The organism is Rubrivivax albus, from assembly GCF_004016515.1.
Classification (GTDB): Bacteria; Pseudomonadota; Gammaproteobacteria; order Burkholderiales; family Burkholderiaceae_C; genus Rubrivivax; species Rubrivivax albus.
Window position 1 is genome coordinate 14,266 of record NZ_SACT01000003.1, and the last position, 20,606, is coordinate 34,871.

Genomic DNA, 20,606 nt, shown 5'->3' on the forward strand with positions numbered 1-20,606 from the left:
CTGTCATGCCCGGCGGCAACACGAGGCATTCGGTGTTCTTCCCACCCTACCCGGTGTACGCCACACACGGGCGGGGAAGTCGCATCTGGGATGCGGACGGGGTTGAACGCATCGACTGCATGAACAATTACTCGTCGCTGATTCACGGCCATGGACATCCGGCCATCGTGGAGGCCATCCAGCAGCAGGCGACGCGACTGACATCGGTGGCACTTCCCACCGAATCCGAGATCGAGCTGGCCGAGCTGCTGGTCGAGCGTCTGGACGCCATCGAGCAAATCCGGTTCTGCAACTCCGGCACGGAGGCCATGCTGTTCGCCATCAAGGCCGCACGCGCCTACTCCGGACGGCCCGTCATCGCCAAAGTCGAAGGGGCGTACCACGGCTCGGCGGAAACCGCGGCGGTGAGCTCTCAGCCGGGACCCAGCCGGTGGGGACCGGCAGACTCGCCGGCCAGCGTGCCGGATGCCGGCTCGACGCCCGGCGTTGCGGCCGATGTGGTCGTTCTGCCCATGAACGACGTCGACAACGGGCGCCGGATCCTGCGCGGCGTGGGGAGCAGGCTGGCCGCGGTCGTGCTAGACCCTCTTGTCAAGAACCTTGGATTCAAACCGGTCACCCAGGAGTTCCTGCAGATGGTGCGTGAGGAACTCCAGGCCTGCGGCGGACTGCTCGTCTTTGACGAGGTCTACAGCCTGCGGCTCGGATTCCACGGCGCGCATGCCACGCTGGGCGTGCAGCCGGACATCATCGCGATGGGCAAGATCATCGGAGGGGGTCTGCCCATCGGCGCAATCGGTGGCCGTGCCGACATCATGACTGCCTTGTTCGACCCCCACGCCGGGGCACGCTTGGGACATGCCGGCACTTTCAATGCCAACCCGCTGACCATGGCCGCAGGGCTGGCTGCGATGAGGGCCTTCGACTTGGGCGCGTTCGAGCGACTCAGCGCCCTTGGCGACCGCCTGCGCAAGGGGCTTCGAGAGGCGCTTCGGATCGCCGACGTCGAAGGCACGGTCACCGGCGCCACCTCGATGACGGGCTTCTTCCTCAGCGGGAAGTCCATGAGCAACTACCGCGAGATCGCCGCGCTGATGGGTGCCGACCCGACCATCGCGCGTCGGGCCGAGCATGTGTTCCACCACCTGCTCAATCACGGCGTGTACATGGGCTCCTATGGGTTCTTCGTGCTCTCCACCGCGATCACCGAAGCCGAGGTGGACTACATCGCCGAGACCACGCTGGCAGCATTGCGCACGCTGCCGACCTGAGGTCGGACTCTGGACATGGCTGGCCAGACCGCCCGCGATAATCCTTGTCCCCCGGCCCTCGCGCCCCATGCGCGGCGGGCCGTCGCCCGGACAAGAGCGAGACAAATGGCCACCATCAAACGCGAGAAGCAAGAGACACACAAGGCGCCATCGCGGCGGGCAGCTCGGGTGAGCTACCACAAGGGCCATGTGGCCGAAGACCTGAAGACCATCGCACGCCGTCTGATCGACAGCGAGGGGTTGGACAGTGTGACGTTGCGGCGGCTGTGCCGCGAGGTTGGCGTGACGGCAGCCAACTTCTACAACCACTATCCGAGCCTCGAGCACCTGTTGCTCGATATTGCAGCCGACGGCGCCGCCGAACTGTCCACGCGAACCCTGCGCCTCATGCGCCGGGCCAAGTCGCGCGAAGAGAAGCTGGTGGAGCTGGCGATCGAGTTCGTGGAGTTCGGTCTCGAATTCCCCGACCTGTTCCGCATCATGTACGGCCAGATCAACGGCAGCCGGGACCACGCGGCCTTCCAGCTGGCGATGGAGGGCTCTTTCGCGCAACTGGTCGAGCTGATCTACGGCGCCGACCTCTATCGCCCTAACGACGTGGCCTGGTCCCACGCGCAGTGCCCGAAGGCCTACGCCTTCTTCTCCTTCTGCTACGGGGCGGCGCGCCTCGTATCCATGCAGCTGTTCACCTTTCCCACAGGGACCAAGGCGGAGCGCCAAAGGTTCGTGCGCGAACTCTCCTGGATCTTCGTCAAGGGGCTCGACGGACCCGCTCCACCCATCAACTGAAATCGACATGGCAACACGCAAACCCCGCGCCCGAGAGTTGGGCCTGCCGTTCAGCGGCGAGACCGGCCCGCACAACGCGATCACCGACGTTCCGGGTGTGCTGGTGGGGTTCAGCACTCTCGATGGCAGCACCGAGGACGGCAAGATCATCAAGACCGGGGTGACGGCCATCCTGCCAAGGGGACATGCCGACGAACCGGCACCGGTCTGGGCGGGTCTTCACCGCTTCAACGGCAATGGCGAGATGACCGGCACACACTGGATCGAAGATGCCGGCTACTTCTTCGGGCCGCTTTGCCTAACCAACACCCACAGCGTCGGCATCGTGCACCATGCGGCGGTGCGCTGGATGATCCGCCGCTATGCGTCGGCGTGGTCGAAACGGCCGATGTGGGCCTTGCCGGTCGTGGCCGAGACCTATGACGGGCAGTACAGCGACATCGACGGGCAGCACGTCACAGAGGCCCACGCACTGTCCGCCATCGAGGGCGCCGCGCCCGGACCGGTGGCCGAAGGCAACGTTGGCGGCGGCAACGGCATGCGCTGCTACAAGTTCAAGGGCGGCACGGGCACGTCTTCGCGCGCGCTGACGATCGACGGCCGTCGCTACACGGTGGCCAGCCTCGTGCAGAGCAACCACGGCGTGCGCGACGTGTTCACAGTGCTCGGCGTGCCGGTCGGCTTGCACATGCCGTTCTCCGAGGGCGAGCAGCGCGAGCTCGGCTCGATCATCGTGATCGTCGCCACCGATGCGCCGCTGCTGCCTCACCAGCTGCAGCGGGTGGCGCGCAGGGCCGCGCTAGGCATCGGCCGTGGCGGCACTTACGGCGGCAACTCTTCCGGCGACATCTTCCTGGCGTTCAGCACGGCCAACCCGGGTCCGCTGCCAGTGTTCGCGCCGATGCATCTGTCGATGGAGCATCTCAATGACGGCGCATGCGACCCGATCTACCGAGCCGTGATCGACGCGACGGAAGAGGCGGTGCTGAACTCGATGCTGGCGGCCGAGCCAACCCCTGAGTTCCGGCCTGGCGGCAACGTCTGCCCGGCGTTGGACGCAGACGAGCTGGTGCGCATCATGACCCGCTACGGCCGCGGACCGACCGCCTAAAGGGCCGGCGGCCTCAGGCCGCTCAGCGCGCTGCCCAGGGGTGTCCGGGGGGCAAAAGAGTCGGCAGGTTGACCACCCGCGCACAGGCCTCCGTGCCGCGCGGGCAACCCGGTGCAGACGCCGGCACCGGATGTTCGGGCGTCGTGAACCACAGGCCCACCTCGACGTCGAGCCGGGACTCCAGGGCGGCAGGGGCCGCCTTGGTCACGGCATCCACCCACAAGGGAAAGCGCAACCAGGCCGGCGCTGATCCGGCCGGCGCGCGGGCTGCCGCGAAGCCCTCGGCCGCCGCCCAGTCCGCCCACACCCCCGCCTGGGCGGTGCGGCGCGCCAGGACCTCGTCGAGCCGGTCGAACTGCACCTGCGCCAACGCCGCCACCACAGGCGCCATCCGCTCGGCGTAGGCCGGGCACGGCTGGCCTTCGAACTCTTCGGGCCACATGCGGGGCAGCGGCGGGAAGCGCGCCGCCGCGTCTGCCAGTGCCGGATCATCCGCGCCCCCGCACCACTGCCTGAAGTCCCGCCCCACACTGGCCAGCAGCGCGCGAATCGACTCAGGCGATGGCGATGGCGCCTGCGCTACCCAACGATTCAGGCGGTGCGCGGGTGCGGAGGCATGGACCACGGCCATCCCACCGTGGATGGTGCTCAGCATCTTGCCGCGCTCGAAGCTGAAGAGCGCGGCATCACCCAGCGTGCCCAGCTTGCGGCCCCGCCACTCTCCGCCCAGCGCATGCGCGCAGTCTTCGATCACCTGCACGTCGCGGTCCTTTGCGAGCGCCAGCAGCGCCTCGAGGTCGCGGCCCGGGAGGCCGAAGCTGTGCTGAATCAGCACGGCACGCACCCGCGGCCCCCAGGCGCGCCGCACGGCGCCCGCATCCAGGCCGAAGGCATCGGTCTCGATGTCGGCGAACACCACTGAAGCCCCGCTGGCACGAATCGCGTTCGTGACGCTGCGACAGGTGAAAGCGGGAACGATGACCTCATCTCCCTCGCCCAAGCCAAGAGCGTCGACCAAGGCGCGCAAGGCTGCGCGCCCGCTACCCAGGCCACGCACCGCCGCATCATGCCCCGCACCCAGCCAGCGCGCGAAGCGCTGCTCCCAGCTGGTCACCTGGGCAGGATCATGGACCTCGTTCGAAGCATCCAGCCCAGCGCTTGCCACGGCGACTGTCCGCGCATCCAGCGTGGTGCAAAGCAGCGGCGCGCGGTGCATCAGCGTCCACCGTCGACCTGCAGCACCTGCCCGCAGATCCAGCCCGCCTGCTCGGAGGCAAGAAACAGGACCGCATGCGCGATGTCGTCCGGCTGGCCCAGGCGGCGCATCGCGATGCCCTGCACCAGCTGGGCCTGGCGCTCCTCGCCCAGCGCCTGCCACTGGGCCTCGGTCGACGGATTCGAACGGACGAAGCCGGGCGCGACTGCGTTCACCGTGATCCCGAACGGTCCCAGTTCGTGCCCGAGCTGGCGTGCCAGGCCGATCTCCGCGGCCTTGGCACTGGCGTACGCCTGGATGCCAGTCAGGCTGATCCCCAGCCCGGCGCCGCTGGCGATGAGCACGATGCGTCCGCGACGCCGCGCCTTCATGCCCGGGGCCGCCGCTTGGCAGGCCCAGAACGCACCATCGGTGTTGACGGCGAAGATGCTGCGCCAATCGGCCTCGGTAACGTCCTCCAGCGGTCGGCCTACCTGGCCGCAGACACCCCCTGCGCAATGCACGAGTACATCGAGCACACCGAGCGAGTGCACCAGCGCCCGCATCGCAACACGGTCGGTGACGTCCAGCCGGTGCGCTACGCAGTGCGGCCCGGCCGCCTGCGCAGTGGCCTCCGCACCCGCAAGATCAAGATCAGCCGCAAAGACGCTGGCGCCCTGCGCAGCAAAGTGGCGCGCAATCGCCCGGCCGATGCCCTGCGCGGCGCCGGTCACCAGCACGCGCTGCCCGTCGAAGGCCATGGTCACGCCGCGCCTCGCTCGGACGGACGCCATGGCCCGTCAATCAGGTCGCGGGTCTCCTGGACCGCGGTGGCCCACATCGCCATGACGTCCGCTTCCGGCGCCTGATAGGGACCGCCGAAATTGCCATCACCCACAAGGGTGCGCAGCCGCGTGGGATCCATCAGGGCGGCCATCCGCGAATCGACCGGTGGCTTGCGCTCGGACGGTATCTGCGCACCCGGTACCCGGGTCCAGGGCAGACTCTCCATCCACGACGCGTGCGAACTGTCGGTGTCAACGCGCTGCACGCAGGCCCAGGTGTGCGCAGCGTTCCACCAGTTGTGATACTTCAGCTGCAGATCCGGAAACCGCCCCATGAGTTCGCCCGCAAGCCCGGCAGCCGGTGAATTGCCGCCATGGCCGTTGACGATGACGATGCGCCGAAAGCCCTGCCGAACCAGGCTGCCGATCAGGTCCTCCATCACGGCCAAGTAGGTACTCAGCGACAGCGTCATCGTTCCGGGGTAGGCCGTGAAGCTGGGGGTGCATCCATAGCTAAGAACCGGGAACACCGGTACGCCCAGCGGCTCGGCAGCCTCCAGAGCCACACGCTCGGCCAGCAGCGCATCGGTGGCGAGACTCAGATAGCCGTGCTGCTCGACGCTGCCCGTCGGCAGCACGCAACGATCTTCACGCTCGAGCAAATCCTCTACCTGCATCCAGTTCAGAGTCGAGATGTGCATATCGGGCCTTGTCAATGAGCTGAAGACTCATTTGCGTAAGCGTCAATGAGGACCTGCTGAAAACGATCGGGCTCCTCGAACAGCGGACAGTGGCCCGAACGCTCGAACCACACCATGCGCTTGCGCGGCGCATGCAGGGCGTCCAGGTACTCCTGCACCAATTCGCCCGGCGTCACGCGGTCGGCCCGGCCTTGTAAGAAGAGCACCGGTACGGTCAGCTCGGGCACGTCACGGGTCATGTCGAGGTCGAGGCGGTCCTGCCACATCGTGCGCAGCGACCAGTTCGATCCTTCCTTCAGCCGGCGCAGGTCGCCCAGCGAGTACTCATGGGATTCGAAGACCTTCCTGAAGAGGCGCTTGTCGTCGGCGGGATCGAAGAAGGTGCCGCCAAATCGCGAGACTTGGCGGCGCTGCTCCAGCAGGTCCTCGACGCTGCCGCCGTAGCCGGGCGGCTCCATGTGCGCCAACCGCTCCTCGGCCTTGCGGTCGCCGGCGCGCCGCGCCGCCTCCAGGGCGAAGTTCATGGAGATGGCTTCGGCGCGCTGCTTGCTCACGACCTGAGACACGCCCACATACCCGGAGAACAGCTGCGGCGCCTGCTGCAGCGTCAGCACGCCGAGCTCGGTGCCCCAGGAGTGGCCGACCAGCAGCACACGGTCGCACCCGAAACGGTCGATCAAGTACCGTGCCACGTCCTGGCAGTCCTGCACCAGCTGCGCCGTGGTCATCGACTGCGCGGGGATGTCGGGCGAGTAGGACTTGCCCGCCCCGCGCTGGTCCCAGAGAACGACGACGAAGTGTTCCTCAAGGCGGTTGGCGAACAAGTGGTACAGCGGCATGGCAGAGCCGCCGGGCCCTCCATGCAGGAACAGGAGCACAGGCCTCCGACAGTCGTGCCCGCGGATCAGCAGCGTCTGGTGGATGCCCCCGATGGGCACCTGGATCAGCTCGGCGACGCTGCCCGCCTTCACGGATCCCGTCGCATCCAGGATGGGCGGCGTGCGGCTGTACGCGAGACGCCAGAACCGGATCACGGAGCAAACCTCACCAGGGCTTGTGGCGCAGAGCGCGGCCTGGCAGTGCGTCGAGCATCTGGCCGCAGCGCATCACCGGCACGCCACCCACCACCACATGCTCGATGCCTGCCGTTTCCGACTTCGGTGCGCCGAACGGCAGGTGGCCGCTGATCGTGCGCTGGTCGAAGATCGTGAAGTCGGCATCGCAGCCCACGGCGATCCGACCCTTGCGCTTGAGACCGAATCGAGCAGCGGGCACGCTGGTGCACTTCTGCAACGCCTGCATCAGCGTGAAGGCTCCCTGCTCGCGCACGTAGTTGCCGATGACGCGGGCCTGCGCGGGATAGAACTTGTCGCCGATGTCGCTGCCGACGAAGCACCAGTCGGCCAGCAGCGTGCGGATCACCAGGTCCTCGCGCATGGCGCGCAGCACCAGCGCCGTCATCGGCGCCTCTTCCTTCAGCTGCCGGTACAGCTCGGGTGTCAGCCCCTTTCCCTGGTGCGGGCCTTCCTTGACGAAGATGAGGTTGTCGATGCTGCGACCCGCCTGCTCTTCCACGAGCGGCAGCAACTCGTAGAGCATGGCGGTCAGCGGCAGGCCGACCTCCAGCACATTCTGCGCGAGGGGCATGCAGTCAGCCATCACATCGACGCCATCGGCGCGGGCCGCATCGACTTGACGGATACCGCGCTGCGTGAGGTCATCGTAGGGGCGCGACTGGAAGGCAATCTGGTGGGCGATGTGCGAAAGCTGCAGCTTCGCTCCGGCCTCCCGGGCCACGTCGATGACTTCCTGGTGCCCGACCAGCGCACCGGGCACGATGCCAGGGAGGCCCGGCCCGCCGTGTCGGGGGTGGACCGCCGCGATGCCCTGGTAGCGGGCCGCGACCCGGAAGAGCGCCAGCAGTTCGTCGCGCGTCATCCCCGGCGTGTACATCACCCCGAAGGACACTCCGAAGGCCCCGGCCTCGATCTGGCGAGCCGCCAGGCGGCACATCTCGGCGATCTGCTGATCGCTCGCAGGACCGTTCGGGTCGTCGGCCCCGGCCTTCAGACGCAGCGTCGCCGAACCGACCAGCAGCCCCAGATGGACCGGGTAGCCATCCTGGTCGACCTGATCCAGCAGGTCGGACCAGTCCTTGTCCAGGCGGTTGAAGTTGCGGACGTCGTAGTCCTTCTGCTCGTGCAGCCGCTGCCGCATCAGGTCGGCGTCCTCGAACCACATGAAGTTGCCGCAGTTGCCTGCGATTGCCGAGGTCACGCCCATCTTGATGAGTTCGTAGCCGGCCGGCACGTTACCGTCCACATGGGTGTGGACGTCAACGAATCCCGGCGCGACCACGAGGCCGTCGGCATCGATCTCGTCCCGGCCTTCGATCGGCTGTGAGGTCAGCGTCGCGATGCGCCCGTCCTTCACCCCGATGGAGAAGGGAGCGGCAAACTGGCTGGCCGGATCGATGACCAGACCATTACGGATGACGAGATCGTGGTCGGTCATGGCGTCGGAGGTTCAGAACAGGGGGGACGGCCCACGTAGGGCCTGCGAGAAGCGACTCAACCCGTCGGCAATCCGCTCTGGCGAGGCAGCGAAGCACCAGCGCAGGAAGCCTTCGCCCTCTGAGCCAAAAGCGACGCCTGGTGCAAGCCCGAGGCCGTGTTCGGTGACCAGGCGGCGGCAGAAGGCGACGCTGTCGGTCATGCCATCGACGGCGAAGAAGGCGTACATCGCTGCCGGCGGCGCCACTGCCCGTACGCCGGGCAGGGCCTGCAAGCCCTGCAACAACGCATCGCGACCGGCGCGCAGCCGTGACACGAAGGCTTCGACCGCCGGCTCGCCGGATTCGACCGCTGCGATGCCGGCGCGCTGCACGAACACCGGCACACAGCTGGTGTTGAACTCGATCAGCTTGGACAGATCACCCATCAACGCAGGCGGCACATCGAGCCAGCCCAGGCGCCAACCGGTCATCTGCCAGGTCTTGGAGAAGGTGTTGGCGCTGATGAGGCGGTCATCGTCGTCGGCGATGTCGGCCAGCACCGGTGCCCGCGCGCCAAGCCTGGCGTCATCGAGATAGAGGCGCTCGTAGGCGTCGTCGGACAGGATCCAGATGCCGTGCCGGCGGCAATGGGCCAGCACCTGCTGCTGCGCGGCAGGTGCCATGGTCCACCCGGTCGGGTTGGCTGGCGAGTTGAGGATCAGCAGCCGCGTGGACGGCGTCAGCGCCTGCAGCAGCCGGTCGAGGTCGAGCGTCCAGCCGGCCGCGCCGAAGTCCAGTGGCACCACCTGCACAGAGGCGCCGAGGATGCGGGGCCCCTGCACGAGGTTGGGCCAGGCTGGCCCGATCACGACCACGCGATCGCCCGGCGACAGCAGCGCCTGGCCGGCCAGCGCGAGGGCGCTCATGCCCGAAGCCGTGACCGCGATGCGCTCGGGCCGGCCACGCCCGTGCAGTCGATGCCCGTAGCTTGCAATCGCGTCGCGCAGGGCGGGCAGGCCGAGGTTCTGGCTGTAGAAGGTCTCGCCCTGCGCAAGGCTGGCCTGCGCGGCCTCGCGGATGAAGGCCGGCGTCACCGTGTCGGGCTCGCCGAACCAGAAGGCCAGCACATCGTCCCGGCCCATGGCCGCGTTCGCGACTTCGCGGATGCGCGAGGCCTCCAGCGCACGCACCGCCGGGCGGGCTGCAAGTTCCACGGCAGTCATGCCGACGTCACCCGGGGGGGCGGCGGGGGTCTCCCGCCGTGCGCGCAGCACCTCGACCGTGCCGTCGTAGGCGGCCAGTTCGACCACCACGCCTTCGGCATCGCGGACCACGGTGCTCTCGAAGGGGCTGAAGCGGTTGAACAGCCGGCCGTGCTCGTCCATCATGACCGGCACGGGCGGCGCTCGGTGGCCGACGATGTGCGACCAGATCTGGCCCTCGCGCTCGACCACGTCGATCCACGGCGCCTCGACCCCGCTGACGATCCGGTAGCGCCCGGCGATGCGGCGTCGCGCCTCGGCATCGAGCGGCTGCACCACCTTGGGCGCGCGCAGAAAGCCGGGCCAGGCACAGAGGTCGGCCAGGGTGTTCAGCACCTCCCAGTACAGCAGCGCCCCGGACACTGCATTGGTCAGCACCACCGCCCCGCGGCCGCTGGCCAGGTGGCAGGTGGTCTCGCACTGGTAGCCCTCGTTCGAGCCGCCATGGGCGATGCGCAGGGTGTCGCCGGCGCCGAGCACCCGCCAGCCGAGGCCGAACTCATGCCCGTCGCGGGACTCCACCATCGCCCGGGCGCTGGCGGGCTGGAGCAGCGGGGTCTCGCGGCCGATGTAGGCGTCGCGGAAGGCGCCCATGAAGCGGGCGTAATCGGCCGCCGTGATGTGGACACCGCCAGCCCCGGCCTGCGCGCAGACCGACAGGCGGCCGGGCAGCGGCTGGCCCTGGGCGTCGTGGCCGCAGGCAGCACGGGCGGCCAAGGCGTCGGGCAAGGGGGCGGCGAAGCTGGAGGAGTCCATGCCCAGCGGGCCGAAGAGCATCTGCTGCGCCAGTTCGGCGAAGCCCAGGCCGGTGTGCTCCTCCAGCAGCAGCTGCGCGATCGTGTAGCCGCCCCCGGAGTAGCGCACCGCGCCGCCGGGCGCCTTGTCCACGGTCACCGGCGGTGTGCTCGCCGGCGGGCGACCGAGCAGGGTGTCCAGGGCGGTGGCGAGCGGGCTGCCCGGCGGATGTCCGCCGAAGCCGTGCACCGTGGTACCGGCCCGGTGCGACAGCAGATGGCGCAGCGTGACCGGGTGGTGCCGGGTGTGCTCGTTCTCGGGCACCTTCCAGGACTGCAGGTAACGGTTGACGTCGACATCGAGATCGAACACGCCGCGCTCGACCTGCTGCATCACCAGCACCGCCGTCAGCGGCTTGCTGATCGAGGCGCCGGAGAACAGGGTCTGCGCGTCGACGGCCGCGCCCCCTCGCTCGGTGACACCGAAGCCACCCGTCCAGGCCACCTGGCCATCGTCCAGCACGGCGACGGCCAGGCCCGGGCATCCGTAGTCGGCCAGGCGCTGGGCCATCGGCCGGCGCAGGTCCTCGCCGACCACCCGCACGATAGGCAGCAGTTGCTCCCGCAGCGCGTACTCGATGCGCGGGGGGTCCAGCGTTGGCAGTTCAGGGAAGGAGGCGGCCATGGACTTAGAAACGCTGGTTCAGCTGCACTCCAAAGCGGCGACCCGCGGTGGTACCGGACGCACCATTGGCGAAGCGGAATGTCTCGATCTGCTCGTTCGTTGCGTTGCGCACGAACAGGCTGATCTGGGTTTGCGGCCAGGGCTTGAGTCCAGCGTACAAATCGACGCGCGTGGCCCCAGCCAGCGGGATGTCGGACTGGTCACCGATGTAGCCACCGATCTCGCGGCGCACCGATGCCCCCGCGGTCGTTTCCCAACCGGCCAGACTGCCTTTGTAGTCAGCGCGCAGGTTGATCGTCCAGGGGCGCACCCCCTGTAGATCACGCCCGCTCACGTCGACCTCCGCCGGGGTACCTGCGTTGATCAGGCCCTGCGTGTAGTACGCGTTCAGGTGGCCGACGGTGAAGCCTAGGTTCCAGGACTTGGCCACTGCGGCCAGTAGCTCCAGCTCGAACCCGGTGGTGCGCGCCTTGCCCACGTTGGCGAGATAGGTGAACCCGAAGGTGTTGTCGTTCGGGTCATCCTGCTGCACGACAAGATCCTTCTGGTCCATACGAAAGACCGACACGTTCACAGCAGCACGGCCGTTGAGCAGGCTTTGCTTGTAGCCGGCCTCGATGTTGCGCGCAGACTCCTGATCGTAAGGAATGAACGCCGGATTCGATACGGTGGTGTTGTATCCCCCCGGACGGAACCCGGTGCCGTATTGCACGTAGGCCGTTGCATCCCGACCCAGCTTGAACTCCAGGCCCGCTGCCGGGGCGGTGAAGGTGAACTTGTTCTTGCTGTCGAGGTTGAGGGTAGGCACGACGCCTGCGAAAAGTGCCTGGCCGATGGGGTGTGACGACGGGTCGATGCCCTGCACCCAGTGCAGGCGCTGTGTGTCCTCGGTACGACGCACGGTCAGCGTGCCCGCGACAGATGAGTTGAACGCGTAACGCGCGTCGATGAATGCCGACCATGACGACACGTCGTACTTCGACCCCTTGGTCGGCAGGTTGGCCGTGCCCGAAATGACCCCCACGTCCGGCACGCCCAGGAAGGGGATGAGGGCGGTGTCGAGCCTGGTGGCCACGCCCTGGCTGACGCCATAGTCCTCACTGAAGTGCGAGATACCGGCACGCCAGCTGAAGGTCTTGGCTGCATCCGATTCCCACAGCAGTTCCACGTAGTGCTGGCGAATGTCCTCGCTGCGGCTCAGCACCTGCTGCAGCACAAGCGGCCCAGCCGTCAACGGCAGCGCGGTCTGATCCTGGTCCTGCACCGCCCTGAGCTTGTAGTTGCGCGCCGAGGTCAGCAGCGAGAGGGTTCCGCTCTCCAGTTCCAAACCCAGGCGTCCAGCTAGGTATTGTTGATCGATTTGATTGCGAGAAGAGGTATCCCGTTGCACGGTACGGCGGGTCTCGACGGGCGACACGACTTGCAGGGAACCGGGTAGCCCAGGGTTGGCCACGATGCCATCGGGGGCGTAGGCGCGCAGCCCTGGCGTATCGGCGCCGTTCACCTCGAATGTGACAGTGGCGCTCAGCGCAGAAGAGAGATAGGAGACGGCGCTGAGACGCAGACCATGGTCCTTCGCACGGTCCATTTCCTCACCCAGCGTCACGTTGTAGTAGTCCCCCTTGCGCTGGTTGACCGACCAGGCGGTGGCGCGAAAGGCCGTGGACTCACCCAAGGGCACGGACACCGCTGCCTCGGCCCGCGTTCCTGTGTTCTCGAAGGCCAATGTGCCGTAGCCGTTCAGATCCTCGCCCGGCTTGGGCATGCGGTAGATGATGTTGACTGCACCGCCGACGGCGTTGCGGCCATAGAGCCCCCCCTGCGGCCCGCGCACCACCTCAACACGCTCGACATCCACCTGCGTGCCCAGGTTCACGCGGTGGCCGCCGGCGAAGAAGCCGTTGCGGTACATCCCGAAGTTCGGCTCGGCGCTTCTGTCTGCCTGGCGCATGCCGCGGATGCTGATGTAGGTGTCCGTGCCAGACGGGTTCTCGGTCATGTTCGCATTCGGCACAAGCGAAATCATGTCCTCCACCCGCGTGGAACCGGTGGCAGTCAGCCGCGCGCCGTTAATGGCGGTGACCGATGCAGGCACCTCGAGCTGGCTCTCCAGCCGCCGGCGCGCCGTGACCTCGACGCGCTGGATCTGCCCGCCGTCGGTCGCGGACGCCGATGCATCTGGCGGCGTTGCGGGCGTCGCCTGGGCCAGGGCGCCGGCCGGCACGCTCAGCACCAGGGCAGCAGCCAAGGCCACGGGAGTGGGGGCAAGGCGGGACAGGGGGCGTTCACGACGCATGCGACCTCCAGACAGGATGGGTTGAACGGTGTGGGATCAAGACTGCGCCGGCAGAGCGAAGACCGCACCCGGTCCTAGCACATATACAGCGTCAACATCAGCAACGGTATCTAATATCAACGGTGTACACATGTAGGGCAAGACCTGATATGAGCGAGTTGCCGCTGCGATTTTTCGAAACGGTCAGTCCGTGTAGTTCGGCGGGCAGGGCCAGGGCATGGTCTGCTCGGCGATACGCGCCAGGCGCAGCAGGATGTCCTCGCGGTGGTGTCGGGCCACGATCTGCAGGCCCACCGGCAGGCCATCGGCGGTCAGGCCAGCCGGGATCGAGATCGCCGGTACCCAGCAGGCATTGACTAAGGCTCCGAAAGGCTCGGCACCGGTGCTGCTTGCGTCGCGACCATCGATGACGCTGGGGATGCGCTCATCGGCGCCATGTGGCCGGCAGGCGGTAGCCGGCGTCATCAGCAGGTCGCAGCCCTCGAAGAAGCCGGCCAGTTGCTGCTCCAGCTGACGAATCCGCGCCCAGGATGCGTCGGCATCGACCCGGTCGCGGTTGCTGCGCAGCAGGTCGACAATGTGTTGCACCGAGGGCGACAGCATCGGGTAGCCGTCGGGAAGCAGGCCCTCACGCGTCCACTGCGCCTCCAGGTTGGAGAGCAGTACCACCGCCACATCGTTGTAGACGTTCACCGGATGGAAGGGGCACTCCACCGGGACTAGGCCTGCCGCCTGCATCAACTGCTCGGCGGCCCGACGCGCAATCGCCTCGACCTCGGGCTCGACGACCGCATAGCCCAGGTCACCTGACCAGTGGGCCCGCAACCCTCGCACATCCAGCAACTCCAGGGACGACTCGAAGCTCTGATGCGGTCGCGGGAGCGAGGTGCGATCCCCGGGATGTGGCCCGCAGGCCACGTCCAGATGCCGGGCGCAATCAGCGACGGTGCGGGTCAGGGCGCCCGACACCCCGAAATTGCTGAAGCCGTCCTGCTTCGGGATGCGGCCATGGCTGGCCTTGAGGCCGACGAGGCCGGTGTAGGCAGCCGGCTGCCGGATCGACCCTCCGGCATCGGTGCCCGTGGCCAGAGGCACAAGCCCGGCTGCCACCGCTGCCGAGGACCCGCCACTGCTGCCGCCCGGCGTGCGTTCCAGATTCCAGGGGTTGCGCGTCACGCCCCACAGGCGCGTGGTGCAGGCAGAGTCCATGCCGAACTCCGCCGTCGCGGTCATGCCCACGATCACGGCGCCTGCGGCTCGCAGGCGCGCCACATGGCGCGAGTCTTCGGAGCTGATGGGGCTGTCGCGCAGGAACCAGCTGCCCTGCGTGGTGCGAAAGCCGCGGCAGGCCTCGAAGTCCTTCACCCCGACCGGCACACCGGCCAGCGGACCGACGGCCTCGCCCCGAGCGACGCGCCGATCGACCTCGGCCGCCGCAGCCTTGGCGGCGTCACGGTCGATCTGAACGAACGCGTTCAGCGTGGGGTTGTGACGGTCGATGCGCGCCAATGTCTCGTCAAGCACCTGGGTGGCCGTGACCTCGCCACGGGCCACTGCCTCGGCAGTTTCGACAGCGGTTCGGAATGTCATCGGGCGTCCTGGCTCAGGGGGCTACGGGAAGGGATTGCAGACCGCGCAAGGTCACCATAGGGCGCACCCGCGGGTCGGCCCCGCCTGCCAGGCGGAGATTCGGGGCGCGCTCCAGCAGCACGCGCAGTGCGATCTGCGCCTCGGTGCGCGCCAGCAGCGCGCCCAGGCAGAAGTGGATGCCGGCACCGAAGGCCAGATGCGAACGGTCACGCCCGATGTCCAGCACGCTGGCGTTTGGATAAGCCTCTTCGTCGCGGTGAGCACTCCCGATCAACATCCACACCCGGCTGTTGCGGGGCAGATCCACCCCGCCCACGGCCATGTCCTCGCGCAACAGGCGCGGCACGCATTGCACCGGGCTGTCGTAGCGCAGCATTTCCTCCACAGCGCTCTTGATCAACTGGGGCTCCTGCCTCAACCGGAGCAGCTGTTCGGGGTGACGGAGCAGGGCGTGAACCCCGTTGCCGATCAGGTTCTGCGTCGTCTCGTGGCCCGCCAGCAGCAGAAGCACGCAGGTGGCGATCATTTCCTCCTCGTCGAGGTGATCTCCGGCCTGCTCGGCAGCGATCAGCGCCGAGAGCAGGTCACTGCCCGGCTCGCCACGCCGTTGCGCGATCAGCTGCCGCATGTAGGCGGAGAAGCCCATCGCCGCCTCGCCACCTCGCAGGTAGACCTCGTCCGGCGCGATCGGGTCGAGCGTGGCGCCGAGTTGCACCGACCAGCGCGCAAAGGCCTCGCGGTCGGCGATCGGCACGCCGAGGATCTGCGCGATCACGTCCACCGGCAGCGGGTGGGCGAAGTCGTGCACGAGATCGAACACCGGCTGGGCCAGCGCCCGGTCCAGCAGTTCGTGCGCCCGCTGCTCGATCTGACCCTCCAGGGCCTGCACCATGCGCGGCGTGAAGGCCTGGTGCGCGAGGCCGCGCAGGCGGGTGTGGGTGGGCGGATTCAAGAACAGCATCCAGCGCCGCTGCATCTCGTGCAGCACCCGGATCGGCTCCGGCACGGCCTGCAGCCACTGCGCGCTCGGCAGCTCGCTCTCGGTACCGAAGCGCGCATCCTTGAGCGCAGCCGCAATGTCGGCATGACGCGTTGCCATCCACTGCGGCTGGCCCGCCACGTTGACCTGCACCAAGCGGCCAGCGGCGCGCATGCGCGCATAGGCGGTGTAGGGATCTTGGCGGAAGGCATCGCTCTGCAGGTCGATGTCGGTCAGGTCGGCTGCGGTCATGGGTTGCAGGGCCGGGGGGACCCAGCCTGGGTTTCATTCATCGAGGAAGCGCATCACGAGGCCGCGCGTGCCATTGGACAGGCCAGCGGTGCCGGCGACGCGCTCCAGAGCGCGCCGCATGGCCGCTTGGCGCTCGGGCAGGTGGCGGCGCCACTGGCTGATCTGCGGGGTCAGCCAGACGGCACCTGGGCGGCCGAGGCGGTCGAGCATCAGCAGCACGTCGGCGAGCCACTCATAGCCGCGGCCCTGGGCGTCGTGGAAGGCGACGCGGTTCTGGCGGAAGAAGCTGCCCAGCAGGGCAAGTCCCAAGGCCATGTTCTGGGGGTCGAACAGCGGGTGGATCTGCAGGGCCATGATGCGCTCGATCGCGCCGGGAGAGCGTGCCAGCGCCTGCGCCGTGAACCACTTGGCCACCACGGTAGGATGATCGCGCCAGCGGTCGATGAAGGCGTCCAGCGCCGACTGCCGCAGCGGATGCTCGATGTCCACGAGGCAGGCCAGCGCATCGAAGCGCTCGGTCATCGTCGGCGCCGCCAGCACGCGCTCGTGACACAGGCGGGCCACCTCGTCGTCGCCCACCGCCGCAAGCAGATCGAGGCAGACAGCGGCCAGCCGGCGGCGCCCCAGGCCTCCCACATGCATCAGTTCGCCGTCACCGGGCTCGCCCAGATCCTGCACCGCGCGCAGCAGCTGTGGACGCAGCGCCTGGCCGAGCGAGGCCCGCAGCGCGGTGCGGGCTGCATGGTGGCCATCGACATCGATGAAGGGTTGCCCATCGCTGAGCACCGGTTCGTCCGGCACGCGCAGCAGCTCGGCCAGCACGAGGCGCGAGTCAGGAGCTTCCTGCGCTTCATCCAGAAGACGTGCGAAGGCCTGGATCGGGAAGTCGGCAAACGACAGCGAAGCGCCGTCACGGGCTGCTGCCGCCTGCGCGCGAATGGCGTCGGTCATCAGCCCCTGCGCCGCATTCCAGCGGGCCCAGGGGTCAGTGGCATGGGCCAGCAGCACGAGGCGTTCGTCACTGTCGAGGTGCGGCTCGATGCCGACCGGCGCCGACAGTCCCTCGAACAGCGAGGGCACCGCGTCCGGCGGCAGGTCGGCATAGACCACGCGGGTGGCGGCAGCAGCGATCTCGATGAGTGCCGGGTCGCCACCATCGGCAAGCTGGGGGGACAAGGCCTGGCCGGAGCGATCGAACCAACTCACCCGCACCGGAATGGTCAGGGGCAGTGCGTCGGGTGCAACCGCCAGGGTTTGAGTCAGCGTCAGTGCGATGCCGCCGTCCTGCGCCTGCCGCTCGACGTGCACCCGCGGCCGGCCGGCCTGGACATACCAGCGCCGGAAGGCCGCAAGGTCGCGCCCGCCCGCACGCGCCATGGCATCGACGAATTCGTCGGTGGTCACCGCCTGCCCGTCGTGGCGGGCCAGGTAATCGCGCACCCCGGCCGTGAAGCGCGCCGGCCCCAGCAGGGTGTGCATCATCCGGATCACCTCGGCTCCCTTTTCGTAGACCGTGGCCGTGTAGAGCTCCTCCACGTCGGCATAGCGCTCGGGCCGGATCGGGTGCCTGTTGGGGCCGTCGTCCTCGGGGAACTGGTTGCGAAGCAGCGCGCGAACGGTGTCGATGCGATAGGCGCCGCCCAGGCGGTCATCGATGTAGGTCTGGTCGCGGAAGCGCGTCAGGCCTTCCTTCAGACTCAGCTGGAACCAGTCGCGGCAGGTGACGCGGTTGCCGGTCCAGTTGTGGAAATACTCGTGCGCGATGATCCGCTCGATGGTCAGCGCCTCATCGTCGGTGGTGATCTCCGTGTCGGCCAGCACGCCGGCCAGGTCGTAAAGGTTCAGGCCCTTGTTCTCCATCGCACCCGGGAAGCCTGGCAGCGCCACGAGGCTGTAGTCATTGACGTCGCATTCGAGCCCGTAGGTGGCTTCGTCCCACAGCATCGCCCGCCGGACCGCCTCGAGAGCGAAGCGGCAGTGGCGGATATGGCCAACGGGCGCATAGACCGCCAGCCGCACCTCGCGCCCCGACGGGAACCGGCAGGTGTCACGGATCGCCGCGAGGTCACCCGCCACAAGCCCGAACACATAGGATGGCTTGCGGAAGGGGTCGTCCCACACCACCTGGTGGCGACCATCCGGCAACTCGCGCCGCTCCGTGCAATCGCCGTTGGACAGCAGCACCGGGTAGCGTGCCGCGTCGGCGGTGAGCGTGACTCGATAGCGGGCCAGCACATCGGGTCGGTCGGGAAAGTAGGTGACACGTGACAGGCCCTCGGGCTCCATCTGCGTCACGAGTGTGCCGCCGAGCACGAACAGACCCCGGCCGGAGAGGTTGCGGACCGGTTCGAGCCTGGTGCGCAGACACAGTTCGAAGCGTTCGGGCAAGCCGTGCACGGTCAGGGTGCGGTCGCCCACGGCCACCTGCCCATCGCTGAGTTCGCGGCCGTCGAGCATCACCGACAGCAGGGTCAGTTCACGGCCGCTCAGCACCAGCGGCGCGGCCTGGTCCGCGCCCGAGCGGCGGTGCAGCTGCAGCGAGGCAGTGACCACCGTGCACTCGGCATCCAGCTCGAAGGCAAGCTCGACACGCTCGAGTTCGTGATCCCAGGGCTGCCACGCCTCGCGGCGGTGCAACCGCACGGCCGTGTCCGGGCTCGCGTCGCCATCCGGGTGCGACGGATCAGCCATGCGATGCTTCCCGGGCTGCCAGCTGGGCGCGCAGCGATTTCTTGTCGACCTTGCCGAGGGTGACTCGGGGCAGCTCGGCGACCACCACCACCTCGCGCGGCCGCTTGAAGTCGGCCAGCTGCCGGGCACAGGCCTCCGTCACGCGCTCGACCAGCCCCTCGACCGGCCCCATCGGGATCACGTAGGCCACCGGCACCTCATCGAGCATTGGGTCAGGTCTGCCGACCACCGCCACTTCGACGATGCCGCCCGCGCTCATCACCGCACGCTCGATTTCGGCCGCGCCAACGTTCTCCGCACCGATCCGCAGCATGTCCTTCTCGCGCCCATCGAAGCGGATGTGGCCGTCCTCGAAGGCCGTGACCAGGTCTCCGGTGTCGAACCAGCCGTCGGCATCGAAGGCGGCCGCCGTCGCCTCGGGCGCGTGGAGGTACTCCAGGAACAGCGACAACCCAGGCACACCGCGGACCCACAGGCGTCCGGATTCGCCAAAGGGCGCCTCGCTCCCATCGTCGCGGCGGACCTCCACTTCATAGCCAGGCGCCGCCAGGCCCATGGCCATCTCGCGCCCAGGCAGCGCAGGGTAGGACGCGATCGGCAGGCCGACAGTCTCGGTCATGCCGAACCAGCCGACGCTGGGGATGCCGAAGACCTGCAGGACTACAGCCGGGTCGATGGCACCCAGCCCCCAGCGCGTCAGCACATGGCCCTTGGGGACCGGTTGGCCGAGCAAGGCCTTCAGCGAGAACGGGATGTGAATGCCCCAGGTGCAGCGATGCTCGACCTGGCATGCCCAATAGCGGCTGGCGGAGAAGCGCGGCTGCAGCACCAGTGTGGCGCCTGCCCAGAGCGTGGACAGGTGCGAGTAGCACAGCGCGTTCGTATGGAACAGCGGCAAGAAGGCGTGGCCGATGTCGTCCGGCCGGACGCTGCACACAACCGCGTTGGTGCGCGCCCCCCACAGCCCGTTGGCATGGGTCCAGACCACACCCTTGGGCCGCGCAGTGGTGCCGGAGGTGTACTGCACCGACAGGGGCAGCAGCGGGTCGGGGGTGCGCTCGGGAAGCTCCGGCACTTCCGACGCCACCAGCGCCTCGAACGGCACCGCATCGCTGCGGCGCGGCACCTCGGGTGAGGCACCACAGTCCGTGGCCGTCACGATGAAGGCCCGAGCAGCAGGCGCGGCCTCGCGCAGCGCGCTCTCGTAGCTGGGCTGCGTGACCACCAGCACCGCCTCGCTGTGGGTGGCGAAGTAGGTCAGCTCGCCCCCGGCCGAACGGGTGTTGGTCGTGACGGCCACGGCGCCGATGCGGGCCAGCGCATGCCACGTCAACAGGAACTCGATGCAGTTGTCCATGTGCAGCAGCACATGGTCACCGAGGCGCACGCCGAGCTGGTGCACGAGACCATGGGCCAACCGCCCGACGGCCGCATGAAAGCGGCTGTACGTCCAGATTTCTGCGGCGCCGTGGAAGCCCGCGAACACAAGGAAAGGATGGTCCCCACGCCGATGGGCCTGAGCCCTTAGCAACCACGGGATGTCATGCCCGGTGAAGGGGTGCAGACGCGCAGGACGCAGTGCGGTTGGAGCGGGCATGACGGTGACGCAGCATCCGGCTAGGGCTGCAACATGAACAGTGTTTATATGCTGCGGTGTCGACCGAGGCCGTGTCAAGAGAGCTGGACCGGCACGGTCCTCAGGTTTTCCCTGCCCTTGACATCAAGCGAACGCCCTGCGACTATGTGAACGTTGTTTATTTTTAATCGGTAC

The 20,606-nt window shown here is 68.1% G+C and carries 14 protein-coding genes and 1 pseudogene; 3 read left to right on the top strand and 12 right to left on the bottom strand.

What is annotated here, in order from left to right; all coding sequences use genetic code 11:
• Positions 1–110 precede the first annotated feature (110 nt).
• The 3 genes from ENE75_RS10580 to ENE75_RS10590 all read left to right on the top strand — a co-directional run bounded on the left by ENE75_RS10580 (position 111) and on the right by ENE75_RS10590 (position 3,171).
• Positions 111–1,271, top strand: coding sequence for an aspartate aminotransferase family protein (locus tag ENE75_RS10580; RefSeq protein WP_375138488.1), 1,161 nt, complete (start codon positions 111–113; stop codon positions 1,269–1,271).
• A gap of 105 nt (positions 1,272–1,376) precedes the next feature.
• Positions 1,377–2,060 carry a TetR/AcrR family transcriptional regulator gene (locus ENE75_RS10585; RefSeq protein ID WP_158288915.1) on the top strand — a complete coding sequence of 228 codons (684 nt, stop codon included), beginning with the start codon at positions 1,377–1,379 and terminating at the stop codon, positions 2,058–2,060.
• A 37-nt stretch (positions 2,061–2,097) separates the two neighbouring features.
• The gene (locus ENE75_RS10590) at positions 2,098–3,171 is read left to right on the top strand and encodes a DmpA family aminopeptidase (protein WP_233259020.1); all 1,074 of its coding nucleotides are present in this window, start codon (positions 2,098–2,100) and stop codon (positions 3,169–3,171) included.
• A 22-nt stretch (positions 3,172–3,193) separates the two neighbouring features.
• On the opposite strand, the gene ENE75_RS10595 is transcribed toward ENE75_RS10590, so the two are convergent.
• From ENE75_RS10595 to ENE75_RS10645, 12 genes and pseudogenes are all read right to left on the bottom strand, one after another.
• Positions 3,194–4,387 carry an aminotransferase class I/II-fold pyridoxal phosphate-dependent enzyme gene (locus tag ENE75_RS10595; RefSeq protein WP_128198288.1) on the bottom strand — a complete coding sequence of 398 codons (1,194 nt, stop codon included), beginning with the start codon at positions 4,385–4,387 and terminating at the stop codon, positions 3,194–3,196.
• Entirely contained in the window at positions 4,387–5,127 is a 741-nt protein-coding gene (locus ENE75_RS10600; RefSeq protein ID WP_199232289.1) for an SDR family NAD(P)-dependent oxidoreductase, read from the bottom strand. The genes ENE75_RS10595 and ENE75_RS10600 overlap by 1 nt, the downstream gene beginning before the upstream one ends.
• Positions 5,128–5,129: 2 nt before the next feature.
• Complete coding sequence (locus tag ENE75_RS10605; protein WP_128198290.1) at positions 5,130–5,852, bottom strand: creatininase family protein; 723 nt, start codon at positions 5,850–5,852, stop codon at positions 5,130–5,132.
• A gap of 11 nt (positions 5,853–5,863) precedes the next feature.
• Complete coding sequence (locus ENE75_RS10610; protein WP_128198291.1) at positions 5,864–6,886, bottom strand: alpha/beta fold hydrolase; 1,023 nt, start codon at positions 6,884–6,886, stop codon at positions 5,864–5,866.
• Positions 6,887–6,896: 10 nt separating this feature from the next.
• Positions 6,897–8,366 carry an N-acyl-D-amino-acid deacylase family protein gene (locus ENE75_RS10615; RefSeq protein WP_128198292.1) on the bottom strand — a complete coding sequence of 490 codons (1,470 nt, stop codon included), beginning with the start codon at positions 8,364–8,366 and terminating at the stop codon, positions 6,897–6,899.
• 12 nt (positions 8,367–8,378) lie between these two features.
• Positions 8,379–9,569 (bottom strand): pyridoxal phosphate-dependent aminotransferase, encoded by a 1,191-nt coding sequence (locus ENE75_RS25305; protein ID WP_233259051.1) that lies wholly within the window; start codon positions 9,567–9,569, stop codon positions 8,379–8,381.
• 408 nt (positions 9,570–9,977) lie between these two features.
• A pseudogene (locus tag ENE75_RS25310) lies at positions 9,978–11,027 on the bottom strand (serine hydrolase domain-containing protein); the annotation flags it as partial.
• 4 nt (positions 11,028–11,031) lie between these two features.
• Positions 11,032–13,323, bottom strand: a complete 2,292-nt coding sequence (locus ENE75_RS10625) for a TonB-dependent receptor (protein ID WP_128198294.1) — start codon at positions 13,321–13,323, stop codon at positions 11,032–11,034.
• A 183-nt stretch (positions 13,324–13,506) separates the two neighbouring features.
• Positions 13,507–14,913, bottom strand: a complete 1,407-nt coding sequence (locus ENE75_RS10630; protein WP_128198295.1) for an amidase — start codon at positions 14,911–14,913, stop codon at positions 13,507–13,509.
• Positions 14,914–14,926: 13 nt separating this feature from the next.
• Complete coding sequence (locus ENE75_RS10635; RefSeq protein ID WP_128198296.1) at positions 14,927–16,144, bottom strand: cytochrome P450; 1,218 nt, start codon at positions 16,142–16,144, stop codon at positions 14,927–14,929.
• Positions 16,145–16,177: 33 nt separating this feature from the next.
• Positions 16,178–18,835 (bottom strand): aminopeptidase N, encoded by a 2,658-nt coding sequence (gene pepN / locus ENE75_RS25315; RefSeq protein ID WP_233259052.1) that lies wholly within the window; start codon positions 18,833–18,835, stop codon positions 16,178–16,180.
• Positions 18,828–20,432, bottom strand: a complete 1,605-nt coding sequence (locus ENE75_RS10645; RefSeq protein WP_128198298.1) for an AMP-binding protein — start codon at positions 20,430–20,432, stop codon at positions 18,828–18,830. The genes pepN and ENE75_RS10645 overlap by 8 nt, the downstream gene beginning before the upstream one ends.
• Positions 20,433–20,606: the final 174 nt, after the last annotated feature.

Excerpts from the sequence above, each read along its gene's own strand:
- ENE75_RS10585 (WP_158288915.1), top strand. The coding sequence starts at position 1,377 with ATGGCCACCATCAAACGCGAGAAGCAAGAGACACACAAGGCGCCATCG.
- ENE75_RS10595 (WP_128198288.1), bottom strand. The coding sequence starts at position 4,387 with ATGCACCGCGCGCCGCTGCTTTGCACCACGCTGGATGCGCGGACAGTC.
- ENE75_RS10600 (WP_199232289.1), bottom strand. The coding sequence starts at position 5,127 with ATGGCCTTCGACGGGCAGCGCGTGCTGGTGACCGGCGCCGCGCAGGGC.
- ENE75_RS10605 (WP_128198290.1), bottom strand. The coding sequence starts at position 5,852 with ATGCACATCTCGACTCTGAACTGGATGCAGGTAGAGGATTTGCTCGAG.
- ENE75_RS10615 (WP_128198292.1), bottom strand. The coding sequence starts at position 8,366 with ATGACCGACCACGATCTCGTCATCCGTAATGGTCTGGTCATCGATCCG.
- ENE75_RS25305 (WP_233259051.1), bottom strand. The coding sequence starts at position 9,569 with ATGACTGCCGTGGAACTTGCAGCCCGCCCGGCGGTGCGTGCGCTGGAG.
- ENE75_RS10625 (WP_128198294.1), bottom strand. The coding sequence starts at position 13,323 with ATGCGTCGTGAACGCCCCCTGTCCCGCCTTGCCCCCACTCCCGTGGCC.
- ENE75_RS10630 (WP_128198295.1), bottom strand. The coding sequence starts at position 14,913 with ATGACATTCCGAACCGCTGTCGAAACTGCCGAGGCAGTGGCCCGTGGC.
- ENE75_RS10635 (WP_128198296.1), bottom strand. The coding sequence starts at position 16,144 with ATGACCGCAGCCGACCTGACCGACATCGACCTGCAGAGCGATGCCTTC.
- pepN (WP_233259052.1), bottom strand. The coding sequence starts at position 18,835 with ATGGCTGATCCGTCGCACCCGGATGGCGACGCGAGCCCGGACACGGCC.
- ENE75_RS10645 (WP_128198298.1), bottom strand. The coding sequence starts at position 20,432 with ATGCCCGCTCCAACCGCACTGCGTCCTGCGCGTCTGCACCCCTTCACC.